Origin of the sequence: Streptomyces kaniharaensis, assembly GCF_009569385.1 — a bacterium.
GTDB classification, from domain to species: Bacteria; Actinomycetota; Actinomycetes; order Streptomycetales; family Streptomycetaceae; genus Kitasatospora; species Kitasatospora kaniharaensis.
Map to the genome: position 1 here is coordinate 948,434 of NZ_WBOF01000001.1, position 24,737 is coordinate 973,170.

At 72.1% G+C, this 24,737-nt stretch carries 21 protein-coding genes; 7 read left to right on the plus strand and 14 right to left on the minus strand.

The window, feature by feature from the left end; translation table 11 throughout:
* Positions 1 to 36 precede the first annotated feature (36 nt).
* Entirely contained in the window at positions 37 to 1,548 is a 1,512-nt protein-coding gene (dop, locus tag F7Q99_RS04300) for a depupylase/deamidase Dop (protein ID WP_153460124.1), read from the minus strand.
* A 246-nt stretch (positions 1,549 to 1,794) separates the two neighbouring features.
* A complete protein-coding gene (arc, locus tag F7Q99_RS04305; RefSeq protein WP_326846254.1) occupies positions 1,795 to 3,561 on the minus strand; it encodes a proteasome ATPase in 1,767 nt (588 codons plus the stop codon).
* 284 nt (positions 3,562 to 3,845) lie between these two features.
* Between arc and F7Q99_RS04310 the strand changes: the two genes are divergently transcribed.
* Positions 3,846 to 4,148: a ferredoxin gene (locus tag F7Q99_RS04310; RefSeq protein ID WP_153460126.1), complete on the plus strand. Its 303-nt coding sequence runs from the start codon at positions 3,846 to 3,848 to the stop codon at positions 4,146 to 4,148.
* Between the two features lie 13 nt (positions 4,149 to 4,161).
* Here the strand turns inward: F7Q99_RS04310 and F7Q99_RS04315 are convergent, their stop codons facing one another.
* The 3 genes from F7Q99_RS04315 to F7Q99_RS04325 all read right to left on the minus strand — a co-directional run bounded on the left by F7Q99_RS04315 (position 4,162) and on the right by F7Q99_RS04325 (position 7,139).
* Positions 4,162 to 4,800: a hypothetical protein gene (locus F7Q99_RS04315; RefSeq protein ID WP_153460127.1), complete on the minus strand. Its 639-nt coding sequence runs from the start codon at positions 4,798 to 4,800 to the stop codon at positions 4,162 to 4,164.
* Positions 4,801 to 4,906: 106 nt separating this feature from the next.
* Positions 4,907 to 5,866, minus strand: coding sequence for a tRNA (adenine-N1)-methyltransferase (locus F7Q99_RS04320; protein ID WP_153460128.1), 960 nt, complete (start codon positions 5,864 to 5,866; stop codon positions 4,907 to 4,909).
* A gap of 55 nt (positions 5,867 to 5,921) precedes the next feature.
* A complete protein-coding gene (locus F7Q99_RS04325; RefSeq protein WP_326846255.1) occupies positions 5,922 to 7,139 on the minus strand; it encodes a site-2 protease family protein in 1,218 nt (405 codons plus the stop codon).
* A gap of 186 nt (positions 7,140 to 7,325) precedes the next feature.
* Between F7Q99_RS04325 and F7Q99_RS04330 the strand changes: the two genes are divergently transcribed.
* The gene (locus F7Q99_RS04330; RefSeq protein ID WP_153460130.1) at positions 7,326 to 8,234 is read left to right on the plus strand and encodes a RecB family exonuclease; all 909 of its coding nucleotides are present in this window, start codon (positions 7,326 to 7,328) and stop codon (positions 8,232 to 8,234) included.
* A complete protein-coding gene (locus F7Q99_RS04335) occupies positions 8,234 to 8,905 on the plus strand; it encodes a response regulator transcription factor (protein WP_326846256.1) in 672 nt (223 codons plus the stop codon). Before F7Q99_RS04330 ends, F7Q99_RS04335 begins: the two co-directional genes overlap by 1 nt.
* Before the next feature lie 133 nt (positions 8,906 to 9,038).
* Here the strand turns inward: F7Q99_RS04335 and F7Q99_RS04340 are convergent, their stop codons facing one another.
* The 3 genes from F7Q99_RS04340 to metH all read right to left on the minus strand — a co-directional run bounded on the left by F7Q99_RS04340 (position 9,039) and on the right by metH (position 15,367).
* Positions 9,039 to 10,643, minus strand: coding sequence for an ABC transporter substrate-binding protein (locus F7Q99_RS04340; protein WP_153460131.1), 1,605 nt, complete (start codon positions 10,641 to 10,643; stop codon positions 9,039 to 9,041).
* Positions 10,644 to 10,999: 356 nt separating this feature from the next.
* On the minus strand, positions 11,000 to 11,704 hold the full coding sequence (locus tag F7Q99_RS04345) for an HAD family hydrolase (protein ID WP_153460132.1): 705 nt from the start codon (positions 11,702 to 11,704) through the stop codon (positions 11,000 to 11,002).
* Positions 11,705 to 11,857: 153 nt separating this feature from the next.
* A complete protein-coding gene (metH, locus tag F7Q99_RS04350) occupies positions 11,858 to 15,367 on the minus strand; it encodes a methionine synthase (protein ID WP_153460133.1) in 3,510 nt (1,169 codons plus the stop codon).
* Between the two features lie 142 nt (positions 15,368 to 15,509).
* Between metH and F7Q99_RS04355 the strand changes: the two genes are divergently transcribed.
* Positions 15,510 to 16,598: a glycoside hydrolase family 18 protein gene (locus F7Q99_RS04355; protein ID WP_326846257.1), complete on the plus strand. Its 1,089-nt coding sequence runs from the start codon at positions 15,510 to 15,512 to the stop codon at positions 16,596 to 16,598.
* Between the two features lie 3 nt (positions 16,599 to 16,601).
* On the opposite strand, the gene F7Q99_RS04360 is transcribed toward F7Q99_RS04355, so the two are convergent.
* Positions 16,602 to 17,114: an SRPBCC family protein gene (locus F7Q99_RS04360; protein ID WP_153460134.1), complete on the minus strand. Its 513-nt coding sequence runs from the start codon at positions 17,112 to 17,114 to the stop codon at positions 16,602 to 16,604.
* A 306-nt stretch (positions 17,115 to 17,420) separates the two neighbouring features.
* On the opposite strand from F7Q99_RS04360, the gene F7Q99_RS42445 reads away from it, so the two are divergent.
* Both F7Q99_RS42445 and F7Q99_RS04365 read left to right on the plus strand, forming a co-directional pair.
* Complete coding sequence (locus F7Q99_RS42445; RefSeq protein ID WP_268267532.1) at positions 17,421 to 17,546, plus strand: hypothetical protein; 126 nt, start codon at positions 17,421 to 17,423, stop codon at positions 17,544 to 17,546.
* A gap of 157 nt (positions 17,547 to 17,703) precedes the next feature.
* Complete coding sequence (locus F7Q99_RS04365) at positions 17,704 to 18,660, plus strand: PAC2 family protein (RefSeq protein WP_326846258.1); 957 nt, start codon at positions 17,704 to 17,706, stop codon at positions 18,658 to 18,660.
* A 60-nt stretch (positions 18,661 to 18,720) separates the two neighbouring features.
* Here F7Q99_RS04365 and mshC read toward each other — a convergent pair whose 3' ends face one another.
* The 4 genes from mshC to F7Q99_RS04385 form a co-directional block, all read right to left on the minus strand.
* Entirely contained in the window at positions 18,721 to 19,950 is a 1,230-nt protein-coding gene (gene mshC / locus F7Q99_RS04370) for a cysteine--1-D-myo-inosityl 2-amino-2-deoxy-alpha-D-glucopyranoside ligase (RefSeq protein WP_153460136.1), read from the minus strand.
* A 195-nt stretch (positions 19,951 to 20,145) separates the two neighbouring features.
* Positions 20,146 to 21,018: an SCO1664 family protein gene (locus tag F7Q99_RS04375; protein WP_407697739.1), complete on the minus strand. Its 873-nt coding sequence runs from the start codon at positions 21,016 to 21,018 to the stop codon at positions 20,146 to 20,148.
* Positions 20,988 to 21,554 (minus strand): DUF3090 domain-containing protein, encoded by a 567-nt coding sequence (locus F7Q99_RS04380; RefSeq protein WP_326846259.1) that lies wholly within the window; start codon positions 21,552 to 21,554, stop codon positions 20,988 to 20,990. Before F7Q99_RS04380 ends, F7Q99_RS04375 begins: the two co-directional genes overlap by 31 nt.
* Positions 21,555 to 21,722: 168 nt before the next feature.
* Entirely contained in the window at positions 21,723 to 22,415 is a 693-nt protein-coding gene (locus tag F7Q99_RS04385; RefSeq protein WP_153460137.1) for a histidine phosphatase family protein, read from the minus strand.
* Between the two features lie 134 nt (positions 22,416 to 22,549).
* On the opposite strand from F7Q99_RS04385, the gene F7Q99_RS04390 reads away from it, so the two are divergent.
* On the plus strand, positions 22,550 to 23,542 hold the full coding sequence (locus F7Q99_RS04390; protein ID WP_153460138.1) for a magnesium and cobalt transport protein CorA: 993 nt from the start codon (positions 22,550 to 22,552) through the stop codon (positions 23,540 to 23,542).
* Positions 23,543 to 23,571: 29 nt separating this feature from the next.
* Here the strand turns inward: F7Q99_RS04390 and F7Q99_RS04395 are convergent, their stop codons facing one another.
* On the minus strand, positions 23,572 to 24,618 hold the full coding sequence (locus tag F7Q99_RS04395) for an LLM class F420-dependent oxidoreductase (protein WP_153465794.1): 1,047 nt from the start codon (positions 24,616 to 24,618) through the stop codon (positions 23,572 to 23,574).
* Positions 24,619 to 24,737 lie beyond the last annotated feature (119 nt).

Consider the following 24,737-nt stretch of genomic DNA (forward strand, 5'->3'; position numbering starts at 1 on the left):
CCATTCGGCGGACGTTCACCCGTGGTGATCGAAAAGTTACCCGCCGGCGAGGACCCGGAGCAGGTCCTCGGCCGTCCTGCACCGGTCCAGCAGCTCCTTGACGTGGTTGCGGGTGCCGCGCAGCGGCTCCAGGGTGGGCACCCGCTGCAGCGAGTCACGGCCGGGCAGGTCGAAGATCACCGAGTCCCAGGAGGCCGCCGCGACGTGCTCCGCGTACTGCTCCAGGCAGCGCCCGCGGAAGTACGCCCGGGTGTCGTCCGGCGGCTGGCCGACGGCCCGCTCGACCTCCTCCTCGGTGACCAGCCGGTCGAACCTGCCGCGGGCCACCAGGCGGTTGTAGAGGCCCTTCTCGGGCCGTACGTCGCTGTACTGGAGGTCCACCAGGTGCAGCCGCGGGTTGTCCCACTCCAGGGCGTCCCGGCTGCGGTAGCCCTCCAGGATCTCCCGCTTGGCGATCCAGTCCAGCTGCCGGGAGAGCGACATCGGGTCGCGCTCCAGCCGGCCGAGGACGTCCTCCCAGCGGGTCAGCACGTCCACCGTCTGCTCGTCCGCGTCGGTGCCGAAGCGGTCCTCGACGTACTTGCGGGCCAGCTCGAAGTACTCCAGCTGGAGCTGGACGGCGGTGAGCTTGCGCCCGTTGCGCAGGGTGATCAGCTGCTTGAGGGACGGGTCGTGGGAGACCCGGTGCAGGGTGCGCACCGGCTGGTCGACGGCGAGGTCGGAGGCGATGAAGGAGTCCTCGATCATCGCCAGGACCAGCGAGGTGGTGCCCAGCTTGAGGTAGGTGGAGATCTCGGAGAGGTTGGCGTCCCCGATGATCACGTGCAGCCGGCGATACTTCTCCGCGTCGGCGTGCGGTTCGTCCCGGGTGTTGATGATCGGCCGCTTGAGGGTGGTCTCCAGGCCGACCTCGACCTCGAAGTAGTCGGCCCGCTGGCTGATCTGGAAGCCGTTGGCGGAGCCGTCCTGGCCGATGCCGACCCGGCCGGCGCCGGTGACCACCTGGCGGGAGACGAAGAACGGGGTGAGGTGGCGGACGATGTCGGCGAACGGCGTCGCCCGCTTCATCAGGTAGTTCTCGTGGGTGCCGTAGGAGGCGCCCTTGTTGTCGGTGTTGTTCTTGTACAGGTGGATGTTCTGCCCGTTGGGCAGCTCCAGCGCGCGCTGCGCGGCGGCCGCCATGATCCGTTCGCCGGCCTTGTCCCACAGCACGGCGTCGCGCGGGTTGGTGACCTCGGGCGAGCTGTACTCGGGGTGCGCGTGGTCCACGTAGAACCTGGCCCCGTTGGTGAGGATGACGTTCGCGAGGCCGATGTCCTCGTCGGTCAGCTGGCTGGCGTCCGCCACCTCGCGCGCGAGGTCGAAACCCCGGGCGTCGCGCAGCGGGTTCTCCTCCTCGAAGTCCCAGCGGGCCCGCCGAGCCCGGTGCATCGCCGCCGCGTACGCGTTGACGATCTGGGACGAGGTGAGCATGGCGTTGGCGTTGGGGTGCCCGGGCACGGAGATCCCGTACTCGGTCTCGATGCCCATCACGCGCCGTACGGTCATGCGGCCCTCCTTGCCCGGTGCGCCGCCCCCCACGGGCGGAACACGCTGACGTACCGCTGAACAACACCGGCGCCGGCGATCTGCCCGCGGACGGTGGGTCGAGCCTAGAACGCGGCACCGACGGCCGGGCCCCGAGACGCGCCGTCCGGCTGCGGGGCCGCGAGGCGCCACAGCCGGACGGGGGTGCGTTTGCTGTCCCGGGGACCAGGTGACGGTCCTCGTCCTGCGGATCGAAGGACAGTGCGGTTACAGGTACTGCCCCGTGTTGGCGACGGTGTCGATCGAGCGGCCGGACTCGGCGCCCTGCTTGCCGGTGACCAGCGTGCGGATGAAGACGATCCGCTCGCCCTTCTTGCCGGAGATGCGGGCCCAGTCGTCCGGGTTGGTGGTGTTCGGCAGGTCCTCGTTCTCCTTGAACTCGTCCACGCAGGCGGCGAGCAGGTGGGAGACGCGCAGGCCGCGCTGACCGTGGTCGAGGAAGTCCTTGATGGCCATCTTCTTCGCGCGGTCGACGATGTTCTGGATCATCGCGCCGGAGTTGAAGTCCTTGAAGTACAGGACCTCCTTGTCCCCGTTGGCGTAGGTGACCTCCAGGAAGCGGTTGTCCTCGGTCTCCGAGTACATCCGCTCCACGACCGACTGGATCATCGCGGCCACGGTGGCGTCGACGGAGCCATCGTGCTCCTTGAGGTCGTCCGGGTGGAAGGGCAGCGACTCCTTGAGGTACTTGGAGAAGATGTCCTTCGCCGCCTCGGCGTCCGGGCGCTCGATCTTGATCTTGACGTCCAGGCGGCCGGGCCGCAGGATCGCCGGGTCGATCATGTCCTCGCGGTTCGAGGCACCGATGACGATGACGTTCTCCAGGCCCTCCACGCCGTCGATCTCGGCGAGCAGCTGCGGGACGATCGTGTTCTCCACGTCCGAGCTGACGCCCGAACCGCGGGTGCGGAACAGCGACTCCATCTCATCGAAGAAGACGATGACGGGCGTGCCCTCGCCCGCCTTCTCCCGGGCCCGCTGGAAGACCAGGCGGATCTGCCGCTCGGTCTCGCCCACGTACTTGTTGAGCAGCTCGGGGCCCTTGATGTTGAGGAAGTAGCTCTTGCCCTGGGGGCGGCCGGTGACCTCGGCGACCTTCTTGGCCAGCGAGTTGGCGACCGCCTTGGCGATCAGCGTCTTGCCGCAGCCCGGCGGGCCGTAGAGCAGCACGCCCTTGGGCGGGCGCAGCTCGTACTCCTTGAACAGGTCGGCGTGCAGGTAGGGCAGCTCGACCGCGTCGCGGATCAGCTCGATCTGGTTGCTCAGGCCGCCGATCTGGCGGTAGTCGATGTCCGGGACCTCTTCGAGGACCAGCTCCTCGACCTCGGACTTCGGCACGACCTCGTACACGTAGCCGGAGCGGGGCTCCAGCAGCAGGGCGTCCCCCGCCCGGATGGTGGTCTCGTGCAGCGGTTCGGCGAGGCGCACCACGCGCTCCTCGTCGGTGTGGCCGATGACCAGGGCGCGCTCGCCGTCCTCCAGGACCTCCTTGAGGGTGACGATCTCGCCGATGCTCTCGAAGGCCATCGCGTCCACGATGTTGAGGGCCTCGTTGAGCATCACTTCCTGGCCGCGCCGCAGTTCGTCGAGGACGACGTTGGGGCTGGCGTTGACGCGGAGCTTGCGCCCGCCGGTGAAGATGTCGGCGGTGCCGTCCTCGTTCGCGCCGAGGAAGGTGCCGAACCCGGCCGGGGGCTGGGCGAGCCGGTCCACTTCCTCCTTGAGGGCCACGATCTGGTCGCGGGCCTCGCGCAGGGTGGAGGCGAGCCGTTCGTTCTGGGCGGTCACGCCGGCCAGGTTGGTCTGGAGCTCGACGATCCGCTCTTCGAGGATTCTCGAATTGCGCGGCGAGTCGGCGAGCTTGCGGCGCAGCACGGCGATTTCCTGCTCAAGGTACGAGACCTGAGCGGCCTCGTCGGAACCACGAGCGGGCCTGCCGGTGCTGCGGTTGTAGTCGTCATCGTGGGCTGCCACGGTCCTCACCTCCTCCGGGGAGCTGGACGCTTCCAGACCCTACCTGGGACCAGGGGTCCGTAAACCCCTAGATCAAGAAAGATGGAACGGGCGTGTCCGATCTTCGCCCTCGCGTGCTTCCCCTCTGCTAAGGGGATACCCACCGCGCACGGCCCAAAGCGGACCAGATGTATCGTCGAGCGAGTCGATATCCGATCGCGACCGAGGACGAGGGTCCGATCGTTGTACGAATGGCGGGAATGCCCTCAGAAAGGCACGTCCCGGGACAGAAACGGCGGGAGACCATGTCGGTGACCGAGCAGACGGCGGCGGCCGAACCCCTGGAGGTGTGGATCGACCAGGATCTGTGCACCGGTGACGGCATCTGTGTGCAGTACGCGCCCGAGGTCTTCGAGCTCGACATCGACGGTCTCGCCTATGTGAAGGGACCGGACGACGAGTTGCGCCAGCAGCCCGGGGAGACGGCCCCGGTGCCGCTGACGCTGCTTCAGGACGTCGTGGACTCGGCGAAGGAGTGCCCCGGCGACTGCATCCACGTGCGCCGGGCGTCCGACCGGGTCGAGGTGTACGGGCCGGACGCCGAATAGCCCGAACGACCCGTCAGGTGGCGGTGATCGGGGCGGTGGTCTGGGCGCGGTTCCAGCTGCCGCCCCTGCGCGTCCAGGTGAGGTCGAGTGAGACGTCGGGCCGGAAGCGCGGCACGTCGTCGCTCGAATACCCCTGCGCGTGGCCGGTGATGGTGCCGTCGGAGCGCAGGGTGAGCCGGCTGACGGTGAGGTTGTCGCGCTCGGAGAGCAGCGTGGCGACGACCACCGGGTGGTCGGCCGGGCCGCCGAGCAGGTAGACGGCGTCCGGCGGGGTGCCGTTCTCGGCGGCGCAGTGCGCGGCGACGACGGTGCCGGCCCGGCCGTCGCCGAGGTCGGCGGTCAGGCTGAGGGTCGCCTTCACCGGGAACGGTCCGCAGTTCAGCGGGAGTTGGGCCCTGGCCGGGTCGGGCGCGGCGGCCGCCGGGGTGGACCTGGGGGTGTCGTGCAGGGGCACCGGGGTGCCGGTGGCCGGGGTAGCGGCGAGGGCGGTGCCCACCACGGCGCCGCAGCCGGCGAGCGTGAGGGCCCAGTGCCAGGGGGCGGTGCGTGCGTGGCCGGACCGGGCGCGGCCCGCCGGTTTCTGCTGTTCAGCCGTCGTCCCGACCGCGGTCTCCACCAGGCGTCCCCTCCAGTGGTCTGTGTGAGCTGGCATCGTCCCACATCGTCATGGCCGTCCGGTGGCCGGGTTGGCGGACGGCGGAGGGGTGGCACGGGCGGGCCGGAAGCCCGCGCGTACCACCCCTCACCGCGGTCGTGCGTCAGCCGAGGTCGACCTGCTCCGCCGTGGCGGCGCGGGCGGCGGCCCGGGCCGCGGCGCGCTCCTGCAGGGTCGGCTCGGGCGCCCCGTTGTCGTAGTCCTCGCCGTACGCGCCCTTGGCCGGGCGGCGGCGGCGCAGCGGCGGCTCGACGCCGTCGGCGAGGCGGCGGGCGGTGAGCAGGAAGCCGGTGTGGCCGATCATCCGGTGGTCCGGGCGGACCGCCAGGCCCTCCAGGTGCCAGGTGCGGACCATGGTCTCCCAGGCCTGCGGCTCGGTGAAGGTGCCGTGCTCGCGCAGCGCCTCGACGGTCCTGGACATCTGCGTGGTGGTGGCCACGTAGCAGCAGATGAGGCCGCCGGGGACGAGCGCCTTGGAGGCGACGTCCAGGCACTCCCAGGGGGCCAGCATGTCGAGGATGACGCGGTCGACGTCGCTCTCGACCAGGTTGTCCTGGAGGTCGCCGACGGTGAGCTTCCACGCCGGGTGCGGCCCGCCGAAGTAGCGCTCGACGTTGCCCTGGGCGATGTCGGCGAAGTCCTGCCGGCGCTCGTAGGAGGCCAGCATGCCGTGCTCGCCGACGGCGCGCAGCAGGTACATGCTGAGCGCGCCGGAGCCGACGCCGGCCTCGACGACGCGGGCACCCGCGAAGATGTCGGCCATCGCCAGGATCTGCCCCGCGTCCTTGGGGTAGATCACGGCGGCGCCGCGCGGCATGGACAGGACGTAGTCGGGGAGCAGGGGGCGCAGCGCGAGGTACGGGACGTTCCCCGTGGTGCGCACGACCGTGCCCTCGGGGGCGCCGATCAGCTCGTCGTGCGGGAACGCACCCTTGTGGGTGTGGAACTGGTTCCCGGCCTGGAGCGTGAACGTGTAGTGGCGACCCTTGGGGTCGGTCAGCTGGACCTGGTCCCCGACCTGGAAGGGCCCGCGTCGGCGGGCGGCACCGGTCGGTTCGGACATGACGACAATCCTAAGGGAAGCGGACGTCCCCGCCCGACCGGGCCCCGGGCGGGGGTCACCGCCCGGCGACGGCGGCGGTGAGGCGCTGCTCGATGTCGGTGAGCGCGGCGACGCCGTACACCCGGCCGTCGGCCTCCACCACCAGGTACTCCGCGGCCGGGGTGGCGCGCACGGCGCGCAGCAGGTCCTCGCCGGAGAGGTCGGCGCTCAGCTTCAGGCCGGGTTCGAGGTCGCGGGCGAGCGGGCCGACCGCGACCCACGGGCGGCGGCGCTCGGGCACGGCCCGGACGGCGGACTCGCGGACGATGGCGATCGGCTCGCCCCGGCCGTCCACCACGACCAGGGCCCCGGCCTGGGCCTCGCGGGCCCGCCGCAGCGCCTCGCCGAGCGGGGTGTCGGCGGTGACCTCGACGGCCCGGCGGGCGAGGTCGCGCAGGCGCAGCCCCGGCAGCACCTCCTTGAGCCGGGCGTTGCGCAGGCTGCCGTCGGCGCCGTTCCAGATGATCGCGGCGAGGACGGCGGCGATCACCGCGTCCACCAGGGTCTCGGTGCCGGTCCGCTCGGTCCCGCGGGCCGCGCCGACCAGCGGCAGCCCGATCAGGACGGCGACGGCGAGCGCCCGGCCGGCCCAGGCGGCGGCGACGGTGCCGGTCATCGGCCTGCCGCTGACCGCCCAGACGACGGCGCGCAACATCCGGCCGCCGTCCAGCGGCAGCCCGGGCAGCAGGTTGAAGGCGGCGACGACGAGGTTGGAGACCATCAGGCCGGTGAGCAGCACCCCGGGCACGGTGGCCGCCTCGACGGTCTGCATGGCGAGGTAGAACACGCCCCCCAGCGCGAGCGAGAGCAGCGGGCCGACGAACGCGAGCCAGAACTCCCGCCACGGGGTCTCGGCCTCGTTCTCGATCTCCGAGACGCCGCCGAAGAACTGCAGCTGGATCCGCCGCACCCCGAGCCGGTAGCGCAGCGCGACCAGGGTGTGGGCGAGCTCGTGCACCAGGACCGAGCCGTAGAAGGCGACGGCGAAGGAGAACGCGATCAGGTAGCGCGATCCGCCGAGCCCGGGCAGGACGTCGTTCAGCCGGCCGCCGAACACCCAGGTGATCAGGCCGGCGATGACGAACCAGGACGGGGTCACGTAGATCGGCACGCCGAAGGGACGGCCCATCAGGAGGCCGCTGCCGCGCTCCGGCGGCTCGGGCGGCCGGCGAGCGCCGGGGCCGTCGCCGTGCGGTGGCTGGTCGGAGGTCTGCTGCCCCCTGCTGTCGCTCACCGTGATCCCTTCGGTCGTCTCCCCCGAGTTGCGCCGGTGCGCCCACGCTACGTGATCTCGGCGACACCGCGCCGCGCGCCCCTCTGTTGCCTTCATACCCACTGGCGGACGCCCTGCGCGGCCCCGCGTGGAGCGATGGCAGCACGGTGGCAGCGGGATGACAGCGAAGGGCAATAGGGTCGGGGCATGCAGCAGACCGACACCACCAGTGCCGCCGGGGCCCCGGCGCGCCCGGCGGCGCCCCCGACCGGCCTGTCCCCGTCCCGCGCGGGGGACTTCCTGACCTGCCCCCTGCTGTACCGGCTGCGGGTGATCGACCGGCTGCCGGAGCCGCCGAGCGCGGCGGCGACCAGGGGCACGCTGGTGCACGCGGTGCTGGAGCGGCTGTTCGACAGCCCTGCGGTCGAGCGGACGCCGGAGCGGGCGCTGGGGCTGCTGCGCCCGCAGTGGGAGCGGCTGTTGGGCGAGCGCCCGGAGCTGGGCTCGCTGTTCCCGGACGATCCGGACGGCGCGGCGCTCACCCGCTGGCTGGCGGACGCCGAGAAGCTGGTCGGCCAGTGGTTCCGGCTGGAGGACCCGACCCGGCTGCACCCGGTGGAGCGCGAGCTGTACGTGGAGACGGCCCTGGAGTCGGGGCTGCTGCTGCGCGGCTACATCGACCGGGTGGACGTCGCCCCGACCGGTGAGGTCCGCCTCGTGGACTACAAGACCGGCCGGGCGCCCTCGCGGGACTTCGAGGGCAAGGCGATGTTCCAGATGAAGTTCTACGCGCTGGTGGTCTGGCGCTGGAAGCGCGTGATCCCCAAGCGCCTCCAGCTGGTCTACCTCGGCGGGGGCGGGGACGTGGTCAGCTACGACCCGGACGAGGCGGACCTGCTCGCGGCGGAGCGCAAGCTGCAGGCGCTCTGGGAGCGGATCACCCACGCGGTGGCCACCGGGGACTTCCCGGCCACCCGCAACCGGCTCTGCGACTGGTGCGACCACCAGGCCAGCTGCCCGGAGTTCGGCGGCACTCCCCCGCCGTACCCCCTGCCGCTGGCCCGAACGTCTGACGAAGACGATCCCACGGGGGATCCGATGAGCAAGGAGTCCTAGTGACGATCAGAGTGCTGCTGGTCGACGACCAGCCGCTGCTGCGCACCGGTTTCCGGATGATCCTGGAGGCCGAGTCCGACCTGGTGGTGGTCGGTGAGGCCGGCGACGGTCAGCAGGCGCTGGACCAGGTCCGGGCGCTGCAGCCCGACGTGGTGCTGATGGACATCCGGATGCCCAGGATGGACGGCGTCGAGGCGACCCGCCGGATAGCCGGCCCGGGGCGGGACGGCCCGGTCAAGGTGCTGGTGCTGACCACCTTCGACCTGGACGAGTACGTGGTGGAGGCGCTGCGCGCGGGCGCCAGCGGCTTCCTGCTGAAGGACGTGCCGGCCGAGGAGCTGGTGCAGGCGATCCGGGTGGTCGCGGACGGCGCGGCGATGCTGGCGCCGAGCATCACCCGGCGACTGCTGGACATGTACGCCACCAAGCTGCCCTCGGGCGACGAGGCGCCGCCGCAGGCGCTGAACGCGCTGACCGAGCGGGAGCTGGAGGTACTGAAGCTGGTGGCGCGCGGGCTGTCGAACGCGGAGATCGCGGCCGAGCTGTTCGTCAGCGAGACCACCGTGAAGACGCACGTCGGCCACGTGCTGACGAAGCTCCAGCTGCGCGACCGGGTGCAGGCGGCGGTGTACGCGTACGAGAGCGGTCTCGTCCGCCCGGGCACGCTGTAGTCCCTGGGACGGTACGACGGTGGCCCGTCCGCTCCCCGCGGGTACGAGGGGAACGGACGGTACGACGGTGGCCCGTCCGCTCCCCGCGGGTACGAGGGGAACGGACGGGCCACCGCGATGAGAGCCTGTGGTCCTACTTGCCGGACCGCCCGATCTCCCAGAACCGGAAGACGCCGGTGGTGTCGACGGTGGACTCGACGCCGGTGATGCTGGACCGCGCGGCGTAGAAGGCCTTGTTCTGGAACAGCGGGATGAGCGGCACGTTCTCCGCGACGATCTGCTGGACCTGGGTGTAGCCCGGCGCCGCGGCGCCGCGGTCGGCCTGCTTGAGGCCGTCCGGCAGCAGCTTCCCGCTGATCCGGTTGTCGTCCCAGCCGTTGTGGAAGACGCCGCCGCCGACGATCAGCGGGGCGATGTAGTTGTCGGCGTCGGGGTAGTCGGCATACCAACCGACGATGTACGCCTGGTACTTGCCCTCGTTCCAGCCCTTCTTGTAGGCGCCCCAGTCGGCCTCCTGCTGGACCGTCACCTCGAACAGCCCGCCGGCCTCCAGCTGCTTCTTCAGCGCGTCGGCCTCGGCGCTGCCGGCCCGCGAACGGCCCCAGGTGAGGGTGAGCTTGACCGGCATCTGGACCTTGGCGTCGGACAGGATCTTCTTGGCCTTGGCCGCGTCCTGGTCGCCGTACTGGTCGAAGAAGGCGTTGCTGTGGCCGGAGACGCCGGCCGGGACCATCGAGTACAGCGGCTGGACGGTCCGGGCGAAGACGTCGCGGGCGAGCGCTTTGCGGTCGATCAGCTGGGCCGCGGCCCTGCGGACGGCGGCGTTTCCGGCGGTCGCGTCCTTGGTGTTGAAGGCCAGCGAGCGGGTGTCGTTGCTGTCGCCCTCGACGACCTGGAAGTCGGTCTTGCCGCCCTGCTGGTCGGAGCGCATCTGGGCGGCGGTGTTCGGCTCCAGGCTGCTGTCGGTGAGGTCGACGTCGCCCTTGTCGAGCGCCGTCTTCAGGTCGGCGGGCTTGTCGTAGTACTTCACCGTGAACTTGTTGTTCCGCAGCTTGGCGTCGCCGGTGTACTTGTCGTTGGGCACCAGCACGACCTTGCCCAGGTTCTTGCCGCCTGACATCGTCTCGACCGAGTCGAAGCGGTACGGGCCGGAGCCGACCATCTGGTCGTTGGACAGCACCTTGTCGGCCGGGAAGACCTGGTGGTCGACGATGGCGCCGGCCGGACCGGCCAGCTTGGCCGGCAGGGTCGCGTCGGGCGCGGTGAGCTGGAAGACCACCTCGTTGTCGCCCTTGGCCTCGACCGCCTTGATCGAGGAGAGCAGGCCGGCCGGGCCGTTCGGGTCGTTGATCTTCTTGGTGCGCTCGATCGAGTACACGACGTCGGCGGCGGTCAGCGGGTGGCCGTTGGAGAACTTCAGGCCGGCCCGCATCGTGCAGTGGTACTGCGTGGCCTCGCCGCCGGTGAACTCGCAGGACTGCGCGGCGTCCGGCGAGGGCGTGCTGGAGGCGGCGGGGAAGGCGAGCAGCGACTGGAAGGTGTTGCGCAGCAGCAGCCAGGCGCCCGAGTCGTAGGCCGCGGCCGGGTCCAGCGCGCTGGTGAGCGCGGTGGTGCCCATGGTGATCGACGTGCCGCTGTCGCCCTTGACCGCGTCGGTGACCGATCCGCAGCCGGCCACCGTCACGGCGACCAGGCCGGCGCAGCCGAGTACTGCCAGGCGTTCAGCTGAAGTCTTCACGGGGCGCGTCCTTCTGGGTGGGGTCCGGCCGGGGCCGGAGGCCCGCGTCGGGGGCGCGCGCCCCCGGGGTGCGAAGGCGTGCGCGGGCCTGGCGCCGTGCTACCGCGGGCAGGACGGGATCGCCCGTCCGCGCGGTGGCAGGGCTGCGAGGGGTGGGAATGAACGGGAGTAGCGTGCCATATCGAACACGTACGACCGATACCCCGCAGATGACGTTTGGGACACAGTGAGGCGGGGCAACGGGGCCCGATCGACGAGTTGTCAGACATTGCCCGATTTCTCCCCGGAGGGCTGCCGCGGACGGCCCCACCGGACCTCTTACCGGCGAGTAGCCCACTCATGCAATGAGATGACAATCACACGCGCGAGGTGACCATCGAGCGGAGCAGTTCAAGATCCACCTGCTCCAGCGAGGACACCACCAGCCGCCCGGGCGCCGGCTCGATCGCCGCGACCGAGGGCACCGCGATCACCGGGCAGCCCGCCGCCTCGGCCGCCCGCACCCCGGTCGGCGCGTCCTCGACCACCACGCAGCGGCCCGGCTCGGCGCCCAGCCGGCGGGCCGCCGCCAGGTACGGGTCCGGGTGCGGCTTGGTGCGCGGCACCTCGTCCCCGGCGACGGTGAAGGCGAAGTGCTCGGCGCCCAGCGAGCGCAGCACGATGTCGATGATGTGCCGGTGCGAGGCGGACACCAGGGCGGCCGGGATCCCGTGCGCGGCCAGGGTGTTGAGCAGCCGCTCGGCACCCGGCATGAGCGGCACGCCGCCGCCCAAAAGGTCGACGAAGCGCTGGTTGATGAGCACGGTCAGGTCGGCCGGCGAGAGGTCCACCCCGGTCGTGCCGATCAGGTAGTCGATCACCCGGGTCATCGGGCCGCCGACCACCTGGGCGCGGTCCTCCTCGCTCAGCGCGTAGCCGAGCTCGGCGAAGAGGGAGGCCTCCGCCTGCCACCAGAAGTCCTCGGTGTCCACCAGCGTCCCGTCCATGTCCAGCAGCACCGCCTGCAGGCCGTGGTCGTCCCCGTGGTCGAGGAGGCGGGTGGCGGTGGAGATGGTGGTCATGGGGGAGTCCTTCCGTCCGTGCCCCGGACGCGCTCGTGGGCGTGTCCCGGGGAAGGCACAGGCCGGCCCGCTGGTGAGCGGACCGGCCCGTTCAGGATCATCCAGGATACGCCCGGTTCGCCGGGAAAGAGCGAACGCAGTGAGGCGTGGGAGTTACCGGGCGTTGAAGTACTTGGCCTCGGGGTGGTGGATCACGATCGCGTCGGTGGACTGCTCGGGGTGCAGCTGGAACTCCTCGGAGAGCACCACGCCGATCCGCTCGGGCTTCAGCAGCTCGGCGATCTTGGCGCGGTCCTCCAGCTCCGGGCACGCCCCGTAGCCGAGCGAGAACCGGGCGCCCCGGTACTTCAGCGCGAACATGTCCCTGACGTCCTGCGGGTCCTCGCCGGAGAAGCCCAGCTCGTACCGGACCCGGGCGTGCCAGAACTCGGCCAGCGCCTCCGCGAGCTGCACGGAGAGGCCGTGCAGCTCCAGGTAGTCGCGGTAGGAGTTGCCGGCGAACAGCTCGTTGGCGGCCTCGGAGATCCGGTTGCCCATGGTGACCACCTGGAGGCCCACGACGTCCCGCACGCCGGACTCCTCCGGGCGGAAGAAGTCGGCCAGGCAGAGCCGGCGCCCGCGCCGCTGGCGGGGGAAGGTGAACCGGGTGCGCTCGGTGCCGTCCTCGTGGAAGACGATCAGGTCGTCGCCCTTGGAGTTGGCCGGGTAGTAGCCGTAGACCACGGCCGCCTCCAGCCAGCCCTCGGTCTGCAGCCGGTCGAGCCACGCCCGCAGCCGCGGCCGGCCCTCGGTCTCCACCAGTTCCTCGTACGAGGGGCCGTCGCCGTTGCGCGCGGCCTTCAGGCCCCACTGGCCCTTGAAGAGCGCGTCCTCGTCCAGCCAGGAGGCGTAGTCGGCGAACGGGATGCCCTTGACGATCCGGTCGCCCCAGAACGGCGGGGTGGGCACGGTGTTGTCGACGGTGACGTCGGAGCGGATCTGGCCGAGGTTGATCTCGGGCTCCGGCTCCTCCACCTCGACGCGGGCGTGCCGGCGCTGCTTGAGCTCCGGCAGGGCGGCGCCGGGTACGCCGCGCTTGACCGCGATCAGGGCGTCCATCAGGCGCAGGCCCTCGAACGCGTCGCGGGCGTAGCGGACTTCGCCCTCGTAGATCTCGTGGAGGTCCTGCTCGACGTACGCCCGGGTGAGGGCGGCGCCGCCGAGGATCACCGGGTAACTCGCCGCCAGCTTGCGCTGGTTGAGCTCCTCCAGGTTCTCCTTCATGATCACGGTCGACTTGACCAGCAGGCCGGACATCCCGATGACGTCGGCCCTGTGCTCCTGCGCGGCGTCGAGGATCGCCGAAACCGGCTGCTTGATGCCGAGGTTGACGACGTTGTAGCCGTTGTTGGACAGGATGATGTCGACCAGGTTCTTGCCGATGTCGTGGACGTCGCCCTTGACGGTGGCCAGCACGATCGTGCCCTTGCCCTCCGCGTCGGACTTCTCCATGTGCGGCTCCAGGTGGGCCACCGCGGTCTTCATCACCTCGGCGGACTGGAGCACGAACGGCAGCTGCATCTGGCCGGAGCCGAACAGCTCGCCGACCACCTTCATGCCGGCCAGCAGGGTGTCGTTGATGATCTCCAGCGCGGGGCGCCCGGTCAATGCCTCGTCCAGGTCCGCCTCCAGGCCGTTCCGCTCGCCGTCGATGATCCGGCGCTGCAGCCGCTCGTCCAGCGGGAGCGCGGCCAGCTCCTCCGCCTTGCCCGCCTTCACCGAGGCCGAGGAGACGTTCGCGAACAGCTCCAGCAGGCGCTGCAGCGGGTCGTAGCCGTCCCGGCGGCGGTCGTAGACCAGGTCGAGCGCGGCCTCGCGCTGGTCCTCGGGGATCCGGGAGATCGGGAGGATCTTGGACGCGTGCACGATCGCCGAGTCGAGGCCGGCCTCCACGCACTCGTGCAGGAAGACCGAGTTGAGCACCACGCGCGCGGCCGGGTTGAGGCCGAAGGAGATGTTCGAAAGCCCCAGCGTGGTCTGGACGTTCGGGCGGCGGCGCTTCAGCTCGCGGATCGCCTCGATCGTCTCGATGCCGTCCCGGCGGGACTCCTCCTGACCGGTGGCCAGGGTGAAGGTGAGGCAGTCGACCAGGATCGAGCCCTCGTCGATGCCGTAGTCGGCGGTCAGTTCGGCGATCAGCCGCTCGGCGATCGCGACCTTCTTCTCGGCGGTGCGGGCCTGGCCCTCCTCGTCGATGGTCAGCGCGATCAGGCCGGCGCCGTGCTCGCGGGCCAGCGATGCGATCCGGCCGAAGCGCGAGTCGGGGGCGTTGCCGTCCTCGTAGTTCACGGAGTTGAGCACCGCGCGGCCGCCGAGCGCCTCCAGGCCGGCGCGCAGGACGTCCGGCTCGGTGGAGTCGAGCACGATCGGCAGGGTGGAGGCGGTGGCCAGGCGTCCGGCGATCTCCTTCATGTCGGCGACGCCGTCGCGGCCGACGTAGTCCACGCACAGGTCCAGCAGGTGGGAGCCGTCCCGGATCTGGTCGCGGGCGATCTCCACGCAGGCCTGCCAGTCGCCGGCCAGCATCGACTCGCGGAACTTCTTCGAGCCGTTGGCGTTGGTGCGCTCGCCGATCGCCAGGTACGAGGTGTCCTGACGGAACGGCACCGCCTGGTAGAGCGAGGCCGCCGACGGCTCCGGCTGCGGCGTGCGCGGGGCGATCTCCCGGCCCTGGACGCGCTCGACGACGGCCCGCAGGTGCTCGGGTGTGGTGCCGCAGCAGCCGCCGACCAGCGACAGCCCGTACTCGCGGGTGAACACGTCGTGCGCGTCGGCCAGTTCGGCCGGGGAGAGCGGGTAGTGGGCGCCGTCCTTGCCCAGCACCGGCAGGCCCGCGTTCGGCATGCAGGACAGGCCGATCCTGGCGTTCTTGGCGAGGTAGCGCAGGTGCTCGCTCATCTCGGCCGGGCCGGTGGCGCAGTTGAGGCCGATGTAGTCCACGCCGAGCGGCTCCAGGGCCGTCAGCGCGGCACCGATCTCCGAGCCGAGCAGCATGGTGCCGGTGGTCTCCACCGTCACCTGGACCAGCACCGGCAGGTCCAGCCCGGCCTCGGCGAGGGCGCGCTTGGAGCCGAGGATCGCGGCCTTGGTCTGCAGCAGGTCCTGGCTGGTCTCGACCAGCAGCGCGTCCGCGCCGCCCGCGATCAGGCCGGCCGCGTTCTGCTGGAAGCCGTCGCGCAGCGCCTCGTAGGGGGCATGGCCGAGGGTGGGCAGCTTGGTGCCGGGGCCGATCGAGCCGAGCACCCAGCGGGTGCGGCCGTCGGCGGCGTGCGCGTCGGCGACCTCGCGGGCGATCCGGGCGCCCGCCTCGGACAGCTCGAAGATGCGGTCGGCGATCTCGTACTCGCCGAGCGCCGCGTGGTTGGCGCCGAAGGTGTTGGTCTCCACGCAGTCCACGCCCACCGAGAAGTAGGCCTCGTGGACGGAGCGGACGATGTCGGGCCGGGTGAGATTCAGGACCTCGTTGCAGCCCTCGAGGTTCTGGAAGTCCTCCAGGGTCGGGTCCTGTGCCTGGAGCATGGTGCCCATCGCACCGTCGGCGACCACCACCCGGGTGGCGAGTGCTTCACGCAACGCGTTCGCGCGGCTCTGCTGAGTGATGGACGGATCGGCTGCAGTGGCCATGGGGCTTCTCCCTGGTGCGACGGCTGTCGGCTTTGCGAACCCGCTTGGTCGGGGACGCACGTGGCCAGGGTATCCGTCCTGCGCCCCGGCCCGGAGGAGCATTTCGTATCCTGAGCGCTCGACCGCAGGGGGGAGCAATCGCGTGACCGGCATACGGACGCCCGCGCGCCACATCGGCAGGGCCATGGGGTCCCCGTTCCGGGCCTTGCGGGCCCGCTGGCGAGGCTGGTCCCGGTGGCGCCGGGCCCTGGTCGCACTGGCCGTGGCGGTGGCCGTCCCAATGGCCACGCTCGGCGCGGTCTTCGTCGCGATCCGCCTGCACTACACCGGCGCCGCCTCCGCCGAGGCCCGCACCCGCGGCCGGGACGCCGTCTGGCTCGGCCACGCCTGGGTGGACGGCCGCAAGAGCGAGGCCGACGTCGCCGCGCTGGCCGATCAGCTAGCCGGCACCGGCGTGCGCGACCTGTACGTGCACACCGGGCCGCTGGAGCACGACGGCTCGCTGCCGCCGTCCGTCCACCCCCGCGCGCGCTGGTTCACCGAGACGCTGCACCGGGCGCTGCCGCGGATCCGGCTGCAGGGCTGGCTCGGCGACGAGGTGAAGCCCGAGAAGGACGCCCTGGACCTGGAGGACGCGGCCACCCGGGACCGCGTCACCGCCTCCGCCCGGCAGGTGCTGGACCTCGGTTTCGACGGCGTGCACTTCGACATGGAGCCGATCCGCCCGGGCTCCGCCGGCTGGCTCGCCCTGCTCGACCGGGTCCGCACGGTCACCGGCGAGCGCGGCGCCAAGCTCTCGGTGGCCGCCCCGCAGATCGACCCGCTGCCCGGCCTGCACACCGCCGGGATCCTGCTCACCGACCACGGCAAGTGGTGGGACCGGGCGTACTTCACCGAGACCGCCCGCCGGGTCGACCAGATCGCCGTCATGACGTACGACACCAGCATGCCCACCGAGCCGCTGTTCGGCGGGTACGTGGCCCTGCAGACCGAACTGGCACTGGAGGCCACCCCGAAGGACGTCGACCTGCTGATGGGCCTGCCGTTCTTCTGGGACGACAAGTGGGGCCATTGGGGTGACGCCGAGACCGTGGACGCCGCCGTCCGCGGCGTCCGGCTGGGCCTCGGCCGCGAGGACGCCCGGCGGGCGAACTTCGGCGTCGCGCTGTACGTCGACTTCGCGTCCACGCCCGAGCACTGGGCGGCGTACCGCCGTGGCTGGGTGGGCTAGCGACTACGCCATCCGGTGGGCGAGGGCGCCCAGGTAGCGGTGGATGGACGCACCCTCGCCCGTCACGTAGTGGGACACGGTGCGGTAGAGGGGCTTGCGGACCTCCCCGCGCTCGGTGACGGTCAGCGTGCAGCCCTCCCCCGCCGGGGTCAGGACGTACGTCCAGGTGCCGCCGTACGGCAGGTCGGGGTCGGCGATGCCCGTCACCAGGCAGCGCGGGGCCTCGCTCGCGACCACCTCGTACGTGGTGTGCCCGTGCCGGTCGTACTCGCGCCAGCGGGGCCGGCCGCCGGCCGCGGCGGGCAGCCGTTCGACGTGGGTGAGGCCCGGGCGCCAGGCCGGGTAGAGGTCGATGTCGGTCAGCACGTCCCAGACCGCGCCCGGCGGCTGGGCGAGCTCCAGGCCGCCCTCGGTGACGTGCTCCACCGGCAGCCGGCGGCCCATCCGGTCCGCCGCCACCACCGCGGCCCCGGCCACTGCCGCCGCGCCCGCGCCGATCCACAGCCATCGGTTCATCGGTCCGGCTCCTCACACCCGCCGTCCGGCCCCGTTGTCCATCATCGCGCCGCCCCGCCGCGCGGGCGCGACACGACCATCAGTAGTCGATCGACCACTATCCGTGCCCGATGGGCCGAGGCGGACCGCGCCCGGCCGCCGAACCCCAGGCTGCTGCGGACCGGCACCGCCTGCCTGATCGCCACCGACGCGCGCCGGCGGCGGTTCAACGGGCTCACCGACCGGCTCGACGAGCTGATCCGCCGTCAGTCCACGGCGCACGGCTTCGCCTTCGCGGACGCGCGGGCGGCCTTCGAGAGGCACGGCGTGTGCGCCGGCGGCGGGCAGGAGTGGATCAACGGCATCGTGCTCTCCCGCCTCCGGGAGTCCTTCCACCCCACCGCCGCGGGCCAGGCCCGCGGCTACCTCCCGGCCGTCGCCGGCGCCCTGTAGCCACGGCTCCCGATAACCACTGGCCCACGGCGGCCCGCTCCCCCAGACTGTCCCGGTGCCCGGGCCGCGGCGCGCTTCAAAGCCCGTAGGCTGGGCAGGTAGGGACCATGGAGCGAGCCGTTCCATGGGTGACGAGAGGTTCGGAGGGAGACGCCGGGTGATCGAGCTGGAAGATGTCCCCGAGTTGATCGACCCGGTGATGGTCTGCGCCTTCGAAGGATGGAACGACGCGGGCGACGCCGCCTCCGCGGCTCTGGCGCATCTGGACGAGACCTGGGGCGGCAAGGTGTTCGCCGCCCTGGACGCGGAGGAGTACTACGACTTCCAGGTCAACCGGCCCACGGTCTGGCTGGACGGCGGCGTCCGCCGGATCACCTGGCCCACCACGAGGCTCTCGGTGATCCGGGTGACCGAGCCCACGACCCGGGACGTCGTCCTGGTCCGCGGCATCGAGCCGAGCATGCGCTGGCGCTCGTTCTGCAACGAGCTGCTCGCCTTCGCGCACGAGCTGGGCATCGAGCTGGTGGTGATCCTGGGCGCGCTGCTCGGCGACACCCCGCACAGCCGCCCGGTGCCGGTCAGCGGGGTCACCTCCGACCCGGAACTGGCCCGCCGGCTGGACCTGGAGGAGAGCCGCTACGAGGGCCCGACCGGGATCGTCGGGGTGCTCCAGGAGGCCTGCACCCACGCCGGGGTGCCGGCCGTGACGCTCTGGGCGGCGGTGCCGCACTACGTCGCGCAGCCGCCGAACCCCAAGGCGACGCTGGCCCTGATCAACAAGCTGGAGGACCTGCTGGACCTGCGGATCCCGCCGGGCGACCTCGGCGAGGACGCCCGGGCCTGGCAGCTGGGCGTGGATCAGCTGGCCGCCGAGGACAGCGAGGTGGCCGAGTACGTCCAGCAGCTGGAGGAGGCGCAGGACACCGCGGAGCTGCCGGAGGCCTCCGGCGACGCGATCGCCCGCGAGTTCGAGCGCTACCTGCGCCGCCGGGAGAACGTCGGGCCGACCGGCGAGAAGCCGGTGGCCGGGCACGCCACGGCGGAGCGGCCGGCCGAGCCGGAGCCGCCGGGCGCCGCCCGGGAGAGCCAGGACGGCTCCGGCGACGAGGAGTGAGGCACGGGCAACGCCGAAGGGGCGTCAGGACGACCGGTCCTGACGCCCCTTCGCGGTGTCTCAGAGCGCGACGCCGAGCAGGGCGTCCACGGTGCGGGTGACCAGGCCGGGCGCGCCGGTGTCCTCGCCGCCCTCGGTCTCCTGCCGGTCGGCCCAGCGGTCGACGGCCGCCAGCGCGGCGGGCGCGTCCAGGTCGTTCGCGAGCGCCGCGCGGACCTCAGCGAGCAGCGCCTCGGCGGCCGGGCCGTCCGGCCGGGAGACCGCGGCCCGCCAGCGGGCGAGGCGCTCGACGGCCCCGTCCAGGGTGGCCGAGGTCCACTCCCAGTCCTCGCGGTAGTGGTGCGAGAGCAGGGCCAGGCGGATCGCCGCCGGGTCGACGCCCTCGCGGCGCAGCGCGGAGACGAAGACCAGGTTGCCGCGGGACTTGGACATCTTCTCGCCGTCCAGGGCGACCATGCCCGCGTGCACGTACGCCCGGGCGTACGGGTGGGCGCCGGTGGCGACCTGGGCGTGCGAGGCGCCCATCTCGTGGTGCGGGAAGGAGAGGTCGCTGCCGCCGCCCTGGATGTCGAAGGACATGCCGAGGTACTGCAGCGCGATGGCGACGCACTCGATGTGCCAGCCGGGACGGCCGTGGCCGAGCTCGGTGTCCCAGGCGGGCTCGCCCGGGCGGGCGGAGAGCCAGAGCAGGGCGTCCAGCGGGTTGCGCTTGCCCGGGCGGTCCGGGTCGCCGCCGCGCTCGGCGAAGACCGGGCGCATGGCCTCCCGGGTCAGGCCGGAGACCTCGCCGAAGTGCGGGTCGGAGTCGACGGAGAAGTAGATGTCGCCGTCCACCTCGTAGGCGGCGCCGCTGGCGAGCAGCTTCTGGACGATCGGGACGATCCACGGGATGGACTCGACGGCGCCGATGTAGTGGGCCGGCGGGAGCAGCCGCAGGGCGGTCATGTCCTCGCGGAAGAGGGCGGTCTCACGCTCCGCCAGGACCGTCCAGTCCTGGCCGGTGGCGACGGCGCGCTCCAGCAGCGGGTCGTCGACGTCGGTGACGTTCTGGATGTACAGGACGTCGTGGCCGGCGTCCCTCCACACCCGCTGCACCAGGTCGAAGGCGTTGTAGGTGGCGGCGTGGCCCATGTGGGTCGCGTCGTAGGGGGTGATGCCGCAGACGTAGATCCGGGCGGTGCCGTCCTGCGGCACGACCTCGCGGACCCCGCCTGTTGCGGTGTCGAAGATACGAAGGGGGAGCCCCTGACCAGGCAGGGCGGGAACCTCGGAGGCGGGCCAGGCATGCATGGGATCGACTTTAACCTTGCGAACATTTGAAGGCCTAACCAATGCACGAGAATGCACAAGATCGACTGGAATCGCTTCCTGTCGTGGCCTGACCGTTTTCGTATCGATACGTTGCGTACTCCGACAGCTCCGGTGCGCGACCCCTGCACCGGCGTGCCCGCTACACCGGCGTGCCCGCTGGACCTGCGTTGCGCGCTAGACCGGCGGCCAGGGGATCGCGGGCCAGTCCGCGGACGGCAGCGGGTGACGGCCCGTGCCGCGCAGCCCGGCCACCCGGGCCCGGGTGGCGTCCAGCTCGGCGGCCGTCAGGTGCGGAACCAGCCGCTCGCCGAGCTCGCCGTCCAGCTGCCCCGCCAGCCGGGACAGCATCTCCAGCGCCTCGGCCGGCAGCGGCTCCCCGGCCCAGCCCCACAGCAGGGTGCGCAGCTTGTCCTCGGTGCTGAAGGTGACACCGTGGTCGATGCCGTAGACCCGCCCGTCGGCGGCCGGGATCAGGTGGCCGCCCTTGCGGTCGGCGTTGTTGAGGACGGCGTCCAGCACGGCGAGCCGGCGCAGCCGCGCGTCGTCGTGGTGGACCAGCAGCGCGGTGCGCCCGTCGCCGACGTCGGCCCGGACGATCGGCAGCCAGCCGGCCTCGGGGCCGCGCGGGTCCTGGAGGTCGAGCAGCGGCTCGGCCGCCGGGTCGGGCTCCACCCACAGCTGCACCATGCCGGGCCCGTGCGGGCCGTCGCGCAGCACGGTCGGCGGGATCAGCGCCCAGCCGGTGGCGGCGGACAGCTCGTACGCGGCGACCTCGCGGCCCGCGAGCGTGCCGTCCGGGAAGTCCCAGAGCGGGCGTTCGCCGCCCACCGGCTTGTACACCGCCTGCGCGCTCAGCGAGCCGAGCGCGACGGAGCAGTAGAGCGCGGCGTTCGAGGCGTCGGTCAGGCGGCCGTGGACCGTCAGTTCGCCCTCGCGCAGCAGCGCCAGCGCGGTGGGCGCGTCGGCGGCGAGGGCCGCGGCGACGACCGGGTCCGCCCGGGGCGGGGTCTCGGTGTTCAGCGCCGGTAGCCGTTCGCGCGCGGGCACAGGTGGCCCTCCGGGTCGAGCGGCAGGTTGCAGAACGGGCACGGCTTGCGGCCGGCCGCGACCAGGTCCAGCGCCCGCTTGGCGAACACCCGGGCCATCGCGCCAGTGAGCCGCACCCGGAGCATGTCCGGACCGTTGTCGTCGTCCTCGAAGACCGTCTCGGCGGCGTCCTCGTCCTCGTCCTCGACCAGCGCCTGCGCCTCGACCACCAGGCAGCGGTCCACGCTGTCCCAGGCCAGGGCCATGGTGCCGACCCGGAATTCCTGCTCCAGCGGCAGGTCCAGCGGGGCGGTGTCGAGCAGGTCCTGCGGGGCGGCCGCCGGGATCGAGGCGTCGCCGCCGCTGCGCCGCAGCGCCTCGTCCAGGACCTCGTCGATCCGCTCGGCGAGCGCGGCGACCTGGGTCTTCTCCAGCAGCACGCTGGTGATCCGCCCCCGGGCGCTGGCCTGCAGGTAGAAGGCCCGGGCGCCGGGCTGGCCGACGGTGCCGGCCACGAACCGTTCGGGCTGGTCGTAGAAGAAGACCTGACGGGGCACGCTCTCGCTCCGGATCGTGTCGCTCGTTGAGGATCCGCTGGCGGAATCCTTTGGTGGACCACAGGAATTCGTCGGACTCGCCTGCGGCGAGGCTCGTTAGTCACCCTACGACCTCCCGGCCCCGGCCGGGGAGCCGAGCAGCGGGCAGGGCCCGCGGCGCCCGACCGCTCAGGCGGTGCCGCCGACCACCGCGTCGCCGGCCGGGGTGGCCTGGGCGGCACCGGGTTTCGGTGCCAGCGAGGCGAGGTCGCCGGTGTCGCCCATCCTCAGCACGAAGGGCCGCTGCGGGGTGTAACGGATCGCGGAGACGGAACAAGGCTCGACGCTGATCCGCTGGAAGTGGTCCAGGTGCAGGCCGAGCGCGTCGGCGATCACCGCCTTGATCACGTCCCCGTGCGAGCAGGCGATCCAGACCGCGTCGTCGCCGTGCTCGGCGGCGATCTTCTCGTTCCACTCGCGCACCGCGCTCACCGTGCGGTGGCTCAGCTCGCGCAGCGACTCGCCGCCGGGGAACGCCGCGGCGGCCGCGTGGTCCTGGACGGTGCGCCACAGCGGCTCCTTGGCCAGCTCGGCCAGCGGACGGCCGGTCCACTCGCCGTAGTGGCACTCGCCGAGCCGATCGTCCTCGGCGGGCGGGCCCAGCTCCGGCCGGGCGGCGAGCAGCGGCTCCAGGGTCTGCCGGCAGCGTTCCAGCGGGCTGCTGACGGCCTGCGCCAGCGGGATGCCGGCGAGCCGTTCGGCCATCGCGGCGGCCTGCGCGCGCCCGGTGTCGTCGAGGTCCACCCCGGGCGTCCAACCGGCCAGTATTCCGGCGGTGTTCGCGGTCGAGCGGCCGTGGCGGACGAGCAGCAGGGTGGGCATGGGGCTTAGCCTACGGCTTCCGCGGGTGGGCGTGGGGTGCGGGCGCCGGGGGCGGGTGTGGGGGCGGGCGTCAGGCGTGGGCGGCTCTCCTCAGGGGCCCCGGGTCCGAGCCCGGCAGGGGCCGACAGGTCAGAATGTCCGACATGATCGTCCACTGCGCCATCTACCGCGACGGCCGCCGGGTCGAGACACTCTCGCATCCCGCCGGCGCCCTCGCCGCCGCCCGGTCGGCCGGCCCGGGCGGCTTCGTCTGGATAGGCCTGTTCGAGCCCACCGCCGAGGAACTCGACCAGGTCGGCAGCGAGTTCGCGCTGCACCCGCTGGCCGCCGAGGACGCCGTCCGAGCCCACCAGCGCCCCAAGATCGAGGCCTACCAGGGCTCGCTGTTCGTCGCGCTCAAGACGCTCGGTTACCACCCCGGCGCCCACGCGGTGACCAGCGGCGAGGTGATGGTCTTCGTCGGCACCGACTTCGTCCTGACCGTCCGGCACGGCGAGGACACCCCGCTCAGCGGCCTGCGGGCCCGGCTGGAACAGCAGCCCGAGCTGCTGGCGTACGGGCCGAGCGCGGTGCTGCACTCGGTCTGCGCCACCGTGGTGGACGGCTACATGGAGGTCGCCGCCGCCCTCCAGACCGACCTGGACGACCTGGAGGCCGACCTCTTCGCCCCCAGCCGGGTCGGCCCCGACATCGCCGGGCGGATCTACGGCTCCAAACGCCAGGTGATGACCGTCCGCCGCGCCACCGTGCCGCTGCTGGAACCGATGCTGCGCCTGGAGCGCGACGGCGCCCCGTTCGTCCGCCCCGAGGCGCTGCCCTACCTGCGCAACGTCGCCGACCACCTGGCCCGGGTGAACGACCAGGTGGACGGCATGGACCGGCTGCTGTCCGACATCCTCAGCGCCAACCTGGCGCAGGTCAGCGTGCAGCAGAACAACGACATGCGGAAGATCTCGGCCTGGGCGGCGCTGGCCGCGGTGCCGACGATGATCGCCGGCATCTACGGGATGAACTTCGACCACATGCCCGAGCTGCACCAGCCCTGGGGGTACCCGGCGGCGCTGGGGCTGATGGCGGCGGTGTGCGTCGTGCTGCACCGGATCTTCAAGCGGCACGACTGGCTGTAGGGCCGCCCGCCCGTGGTGCCGCGGCGCGGTCAGGCCACCCCGGCGCGCTCCAGCGCCTCGACGCCGGTGCGCAGCGCCCGGATCCGCTCGTCCAGGGTGAAGCCGCCCGGGGCCAGGGTGAGCGTGGTGACGCCCGCCTCGGCGTAGGCCTGCATGCGGTCGGCGATCCGGGCGGTGTCGCCGATCAGCGCCGTGGCGTCGATCAGGTCGTGCGGGACGGCCGCGGCGGCGCCGGCGTAGTCCTTGGCCAGGTACTTCTCCTGGACCTCGTCGGCGGCCTGCTCGTAGCCCATCCGCCGGGCGAGCTGGTTGTAGAAGTTCTTCTCCTTGCTGCCCATGCCGCCGATGTAGAGCGCGGCGTAGGAGCGCAGCGAGTCGACGCCGGCCTTGATGTCCTCGCCGACCGCGACGTTGACGGTCGGGCAGAGGTCGAAGCCGTCCAGCGTCTGCCCGTTCCGGGCGCGCCCGGCCTTCAGCGGGTCGAGGGAGAGCGCGGCGTGCTCGGGCGAGAAGAAGATGCCGAGCCAGCCGTCGGCGATCTCGCCGGTCTGCTCCAGGTTCTTCGGGCCGATCGCGGCGATGTACAGCGGGATGTGCTCGCGCACCGGGTGAACGGTGAGCTTGATCGGCTTGCCGGGCCCGCCGGGCAGCGGCAGCGTCCAGTGCGCGCCCTCGTGGACGAGGCGCTCGCGGGACATCGCCTTGCGGATGATCTCCACGTACTCGCGGGTGCGGGCGAGCGGCTGGTCGAACTTGACGCCGTACCAGCCCTCGGAGACCTGCGGGCCGGAGACGCCGAGGCCGAGCCGGAACCGGCCGCCGGAGAGGGTGTCCAGGGTGGCGGCGGTCATCGCCGTCATGGCGGGGGTGCGGGCCGGGATCTGGAAGATGGCCGACCCGACGTCGATCCGCTCGGTCTTCGCGGCGACGAAGCTGAGCACGGTCGCAGCGTCGGAGCCGTACGCCTCGGCCGCCCAGCAGACCGAGTAGCCCAGCCGGTCCGCCTCCTGGGCCACGGCGATGTTGTCGGCGTCCATGCCGAGTCCCCAGTAGCCGAGGTTGATGCCGAGTCGCATGTGCCGAACCTTCCAGTCGGTGGGCTTGGTGGTGAGGGTAGCCGGGCGTCCCACGGTGATGCTACTGACCGGTAGTCGTGGGCTGGGTCACACCGGGCCCGTCCTCCCCCGGTGATCGT